General features: G+C 61.1%; 6 protein-coding genes and 1 pseudogene. 3 read left to right on the forward strand and 4 right to left on the reverse strand.

Going from position 1 to position 5,904, the window contains the following annotated elements:
• The 4 genes from AB5Y92_RS08865 to pspA form a co-directional block, all read right to left on the reverse strand.
• Positions 1–1,293, reverse strand: a 1,293-nt coding sequence (locus tag AB5Y92_RS08865) for a YcjX family protein (RefSeq protein WP_368226500.1), incomplete at its 3' end; no start/stop codon positions are given.
• 101 nt (positions 1,294–1,394) lie between these two features.
• Complete coding sequence (gene pspC / locus AB5Y92_RS08870) at positions 1,395–1,799, reverse strand: envelope stress response membrane protein PspC (protein ID WP_005333670.1); 405 nt, start codon at positions 1,797–1,799, stop codon at positions 1,395–1,397.
• On the reverse strand, positions 1,796–2,032 hold the full coding sequence (gene pspB / locus AB5Y92_RS08875; RefSeq protein WP_005333672.1) for an envelope stress response membrane protein PspB: 237 nt from the start codon (positions 2,030–2,032) through the stop codon (positions 1,796–1,798). Before pspB ends, pspC begins: the two co-directional genes overlap by 4 nt.
• Positions 2,033–2,035: 3 nt before the next feature.
• A complete protein-coding gene (pspA, locus tag AB5Y92_RS08880; RefSeq protein WP_005361184.1) occupies positions 2,036–2,722 on the reverse strand; it encodes a phage shock protein PspA in 687 nt (228 codons plus the stop codon).
• 196 nt (positions 2,723–2,918) lie between these two features.
• Here pspA and pspF point away from each other — a divergent pair, with 196 nt between their 5' ends.
• From pspF to AB5Y92_RS08895, 3 genes and pseudogenes are all read left to right on the forward strand, one after another.
• Positions 2,919–3,947 carry a phage shock protein operon transcriptional activator gene (pspF, locus tag AB5Y92_RS08885; protein ID WP_245147957.1) on the forward strand — a complete coding sequence of 343 codons (1,029 nt, stop codon included), beginning with the start codon at positions 2,919–2,921 and terminating at the stop codon, positions 3,945–3,947.
• A 108-nt stretch (positions 3,948–4,055) separates the two neighbouring features.
• Positions 4,056–5,651 (forward strand): ABC transporter substrate-binding protein SapA, encoded by a 1,596-nt coding sequence (sapA, locus tag AB5Y92_RS08890; protein WP_368226502.1) that lies wholly within the window; start codon positions 4,056–4,058, stop codon positions 5,649–5,651.
• A gap of 2 nt (positions 5,652–5,653) precedes the next feature.
• Positions 5,654–5,904, forward strand: a pseudogene (locus tag AB5Y92_RS08895) (peptide ABC transporter permease); the annotation flags it as partial.

Raw genomic sequence — 5,904 nt, forward strand, 5'->3', positions numbered from 1 at the left:
ACTGTTCCACCACTGCGCAGGCGGAATATGGGGCGGCACCTCCCCGGGGAAGAGCAGCAGCGGCTCACCGCTCAGACTGGTGCCACGGATGGCGGGGAACTCGCGGCCATTGGCCACCCCCTTGCCCACCTCGGTCGCCTTGATGGCGGCGAGCGCCAGACACTCGGTGGTGATCCCCTCGAAACGGGCCTGACCGCGGCCGCTGCGTACCAGATGCTGGAGCAGGGAGACCATGGGCGCATGCTGTTCGGGGGTGACGTGATCGGCCTTGCTCGCCACAAAGAGCAACTTGTCGATACGGGGCGAAAAGAGCCGCCGCCACCAGTTGCTTTTGCCGTAGGCAAAGCTCTCCATGATGCGGGCGATGGCCTGCTGCATGTCGCCAAAGCTGGCCGCCCCGGCGTTGAGGGGCTGCAGGCAATCCACCAGCACGATCTGGCGATCAAAACCGGCAAAGTGCTGCTCATAAAAACCCTGCACCAGATGCTGTTTGTACTGCTCGAAGCGCTGCTTGAGAGTGGCGTAAAGAGTGCCATCGGCGGGCTCGCCGACAGGCATCTCCCACACCCAGGGGACAAATTGCAGCATGGGGGCACCGGCATACTCGCCCGGCAACACGAAACGGCCGGGTTGAATAAGGTGCAATCCCAGCTCCTGTTTGCAAGCGTGCAGATAGGCGGTGTAGCGCTCGGCAAGCTCAGCCACCGGCCGCTCTTCGAAGCGCTGATCGACCTGCCACCCGGGTGTCAGCCAGCTGGCGGCAAGTGCCTGCAGCTCTGGGCGACGAAGCTGCTCGCGCACCTGTTCGCTCCACTGCTCGTAGCTCATCTCCAGCAGCGGCAAGTCGAGCAGCCACTCCCCGGGGTAGTCCACCAGATCCACATAGAGGGTGGAGATCTCCCCCAGATGTTTGCGCAGGGGGTGGCGGGTGCGATAGCGAATTTCGAGGCGCACTTCCGCCACGCCGCGGGTCGGCTCGGGCCAGGCAGGTGGATCGCCAAACAGGGAGTCGAGACCGCGCTCATAAGCAAAGGTGGGGATGTGGGCATTGAGCTGCGGCACCCGGCGGGCGCCGAGGATGCGCCCTTGACGCAGGGCATCCCACAACGGCAAACGGCCATCGATGGCCGCGTGTTCCAGCTGGTTGACCAGCGCAGTGATAAAGGCGGTTTTGCCGCTGCGAGAGAGGCCGGTCACCGCCAGCCGAATATGGCGATCCCGCACCCGGTTCACCACGTCGTTCGCCTTGTGTTGCAGGCGAGTCAACTTCTGTTCCAGTTTATTGAGTATCAAGGCTTGACCCGTTCTCCCTTGGTGGTTGCATCTGGATAGCTGGTGTCGATGGTGGCGCATCACGGGAGGCGCCGCCATCGACATGGGGGCTTCAGCAAGAACTACAGCTTGCGAAATTCCCGCTGCAGGGTGAACTCCCTGGAGGTAACCAGCTTCTCGATCCGCTGAACTCTGGGCTCCAGCGCGTCAAGTTCCTGCGCGATGCGGCCCAGCGCCTGATGAGGGGTGATCCCCGCCTGCCAGCTGCGCGCCTTCATCCGCACCTCGGCAAAGTCGGCATCCTCTTGCGAATAGAGGGTGACCGGCTTTTTGTCGAGCAGGAACCAGGCGGCGATATAGGCGGTGAAGGTGATGAAACCGGCGAAGATAAGGCCACTGATGGCGAGCAGCCGCACGATCCAGGTCTCCACCCCGAAGTACTCTGCCAAACCGGCACAGATCCCGGCTATCTTGCCACGCTGGGGATCACGATAGAGGTTACGCCCTTCACGACTGACACTGCTCATACCTTGTTCCTCCAACCGGGTACTTCCGCATCCAGAATTGATTCCAGCGCGCCCACTCGTTCCTGCATCTTCTCGGTGCGAGCCAGCAGCCCTTGCAGCTGTTCCCGCTCGCTATCGGCAAGACCGGCGCCAATCCGCCCCTTGGCACGATAGTGCAGCACCAGCCAGATGGGGGCCACCACCACCATGAAGACCACCATGGGAACCATCAATACGCCCAGCAGATCTTCCATCTGTTACTCCCCCTGTTTGCCTTCGCTTTTGCTGTCGCCCTGGCCCAGCTTCTGGCGCATGGCTTCCAGCTCACGACTTATCTGATCGTCCACTTCCAGCTCGGCAAACTGCTGCGCCAGCGCCTTGTCGGACTGACCCAGATCGGCGCGCGCTTCCATTTCGTCGATGCGACGCTCCATCCGCTCAAACTTGCTCACCACCGCCTGGCTCTCGCCACGGGCGACCTGGCTCTGCACATTGAGACGGCTGCTGGCCGCTTCGGTGCGAATGGCCATCGCCTTTTGACGGGCGCGGGCATCTTCCAGCTTGGCTTCGAGCTGACGGATCTCTTCACCCAGCTTCTCGATGCCGCTGTCGACCGCCTGCTGCTCGCGGTAGAGGGTCTCCGACAACTCGGTCTGTTTCTTCTTCTCGATAAGGGCGGCGCGGGCCAGATCTTCACGTCCCTTGGTCAGGGCCAGCTCGGCCTTGGCTTGCCACTCGTCGACCCGCTCCTGATGGCGGGCGACCTGACGACCAATCTCTTTCTGGCTGGCGAGGAAGCGGGCCAGATTGGAGCGCTCCTTGACCAGCTCGTCCTCCATCTCCTGGATGATCAGGCGCACCATCTTCTGGGGATCTTCTGCCTTGTCGAGCAGGGCCGTCAGGTTGGAATTGATGATGTCGGCCAGACGGGAAAAAATACTCATGATTGCACTCCTGTTATTGGCATGGCGTTGTTTCTCCATTGACAATGGCAACTTGTGTGCCAATCTGGAACAAAATTTAACTTGTTGATTTATATGGGGCAGAATAGCCGGATTGCAAGATGCCTCGCGCAAGAGATGATTAAAATCACCAACTTTTGGTAAGATTGACCAGCTTTTACAACTGACAGGGATCACTATGACCACGGCCACGGAAAGCCTGCTGGGGGAATCCAACGCATTTCTCGAGATCATTGAGCAGGCCTCACGGCTCGCCCCGCTGCGCAAACCCGTGCTGATCATCGGTGAGCGGGGGACGGGCAAGGAGCTGATCGCCCACCGCCTACATTATCTCTCGGCGCGCTGGGATCAAAGCTTTGTCACCATCAACTGCGCTACCCTGAGCGAGAGCCTGCTGGAGACCGAACTGTTCGGTCACGAGGCGGGATCGTTTACCGGTGCAGCCAAGCGCCATCAGGGCCGCTTCGAGCGGGCCGATGGCGGCACCCTCTTCCTCGACGAGCTGGCCACCACCAGCGCCCGGGTGCAGGAGAAGCTGCTGCGGGTCATCGAGTATGGCGAGTTCGAGCGGGTGGGCGGGGCCAAGCCCCTCAAGGTGGATGTGCGGCTGGTCTGCGCCACCAACGAGGATCTCCCTGCGCTGGCCAACAAGGGGCAGTTTCGCCACGATCTGCTCGATCGGCTCGCGTTTGATGTGATCACCCTCCCCCCCTTGCGGGAGCGGCGGGAAGATATCCTGATGCTGGCGGAGCACTTCGCCCACAGCATGACCCGGGAGCTGGGCTATCCGCTGTTTGCCGGTTTCTCGCGCAAGGCAACCCAGCTGCTGCTGGATTACCACTGGCCGGGCAATGTGAGAGAGCTGAAGAACGTGGTGGAGCGCAGCATCTATCGTCAGGGTAATCCCCAGTTGCCGCTCTCGACCCTGGTGCTCAACCCGTTTGATTCCCCCTGGCGACCACAGGTCACGCAACCTGCGCAAGAGGACCGAAGCGAGGTACAATCTGCATCCCCCCTCGCCTTGCCGCTCGATCTCAAGCAGGCTGTGGCGGAGTACGAGATTAATTTACTCAAGCAAGCGATGCAGCAATCCCAGTATAATCAGCGCAAAGCCGCTCAACTGCTGGCCTTAAGCTATCACCAGTTCCGTGGCATGCTACGCAAATATCAGCTGCTGGATGGCGATAACGATGCAGAACAAGAGTGAAGGAGCGCGGTTGATGCCGACTCCAGCAACACGCCAGCCTTCGCGCTGGCACATTTGTATCAAAACGTGCGTACAAAACCCCTATAAGAACATGGTTCAACAATGAGAATGCTCACACCCTTGCTGCTGGGTCTGCTGGTGCTGGTCACCGGCTGCCAGAAGCAACCCGAGGCCTCCAAAACCGGACTCATCTATTGTGCTGAGGGATCCCCCCTCTCCTTCAATCCCCATGTTTCCAACTCCGGGGTGACACTGGATGCCAGTGCCCGTCCGCTCTACGACCGCCTGCTGGAGGTGAACCCCAATACCCTGGCGCTGGAGCCGGCGCTCGCCACCAACTGGCATGTCAGCGAGGATGGCCTCACCTATACCCTGACCCTGCGCAAGGGGGTGACGTTTCACCATACCCCCTGGTTCAAGCCCACTCGCACTTTCAATGCCGATGACGTGGTCTTCACCTATGCCCGCCAGCTTGACAAGCAGCACCCCTATCACAATGTGTCCGGCGGCGATTACCCCTACTTCTACAGCCTGGGGCAAGATCTGCTGATCAAACGGGTGAGCAAGAAGGGGCCGCAGACGGTGGTATTCGAGCTGAATCAGCCGAACGCTTCCTTCCTCGCCACCCTGGCCAGCGACTATGCGGTGATCCTCTCCGCCGAATACGCCGAGCAGATGTTGCAGGCGGGCACGCCAGCCCTGCTGGATAGCCGCCCCATCGGCACCGGGCCGTTCAGCTTCAAGGAGTATCGCCACAACGAGTTCATTCGCTATCTGCGCCATCCCGGCTACTGGGGTGGCGATGCCAAGATTGAACAGCTGGTCTACGACATCACCCCCAAATCCGCCAAACGGCTGGCCAAGCTGCTGACCGGCGAGTGCGACGTGATGAGCACCCCTTCCGCCAGCCAGCTCTCGGTGATCAAGCAAAATCCGGCGCTCAGTCTCTCGGTCCAGTCGGGGATGAACGTCGCCTTTTTGGCCCTCAATACCCGCAAGCCGCCGTTCAACAACGTCAAAGTGCGTCAGGCCATTGCCAGCGCCATCAACATCGACAACCTGCTGCAGGCGGTCTATTTCGATACCGGCCTGCCCGCCAACAGCCTGCTGCCGACCCTCTCATGGGGTTACAACCCCAGCCTGCCCGAGCGCAAACCCGACCTGAAACGGGCGCGCCAGCTGCTCAAGGAGGCGGGACTGGAGAAAGGGTTCGAGATGCAGGTGCTGGTACAACCGGACGCCCGCCCCTACAACCCGGATGCGGTCAAGACCGCCCAGCTGATCCGCAGCGATCTGGCCAAGGTCGGGATCAAGCTCAAGATCGTGCAACGGGAGTGGCCGGTGATCGAAGGCCGCCTCACCAAGGGGCAGTACGACAGCCTGCTCTCCGGCTGGATTGCCGACAATGCCGACCCGGACAACTTCTTCCGCCAGCTGCTGAGCTGCTCGGCAGTGGAGCGCGGCAACAACTACAGCCGCTGGTGTAGCCCGGCCTTCGATCAGTTGCTGGATGATGCGGTCACCACGCCCCAGCTCTCGTTCCGGCTGCGCAACTACTACTATGCCCAGACCCTGCTCAACGAACAGCTGCCGCTGATCCCGCTGGCGCACGCCTTGCGTACCCAGGTCAGCCGCAGCGACATCGAGGGGCTGACGCTGATGCCCTTTGGCGGCACCTCCTTCAACCAGGCTCACAGGGAGTAAGCATGCTTCTATACACCTTGCGCCGCATCAACCTGCTGCTTATCACCCTGCTGGCGCTGACCTTTGTCGCCTATCTGCTGGACTATCGGCTGATCGGCAATCAGCTCAGCTTCTGGAGCGGCTACCCCGATTTCCTGCGCCGCATTTTCGCAGGTGACCTGGGGCTCTCCAGCGTCTCCGGGCTGCCGGTGCTGGACGAGATCCGCCACTACTTCCCGGCGACCCTGATCCTCTGTCTGGCGGCGTTCGCCAT

The sequence above is a fragment of the Aeromonas sp. R1-1 genome (assembly GCF_040908495.1).
Classification (GTDB): Bacteria; Pseudomonadota; Gammaproteobacteria; order Enterobacterales; family Aeromonadaceae; genus Aeromonas; species Aeromonas veronii.

Coding starts and splice junctions, on each gene's coding strand:
- pspC (WP_005333670.1), bottom strand. CDS start 1,799: ATGAGCAGTGTCAGTCGTGAAGGGCGTAACCTCTATCGTGATCCCCAG.
- pspB (WP_005333672.1), bottom strand. CDS start 2,032: ATGGAAGATCTGCTGGGCGTATTGATGGTTCCCATGGTGGTCTTCATG.
- pspA (WP_005361184.1), bottom strand. CDS start 2,722: ATGAGTATTTTTTCCCGTCTGGCCGACATCATCAATTCCAACCTGACG.
- pspF (WP_245147957.1), top strand. CDS start 2,919: ATGACCACGGCCACGGAAAGCCTGCTGGGGGAATCCAACGCATTTCTC.
- sapA (WP_368226502.1), top strand. CDS start 4,056: ATGCTCACACCCTTGCTGCTGGGTCTGCTGGTGCTGGTCACCGGCTGC.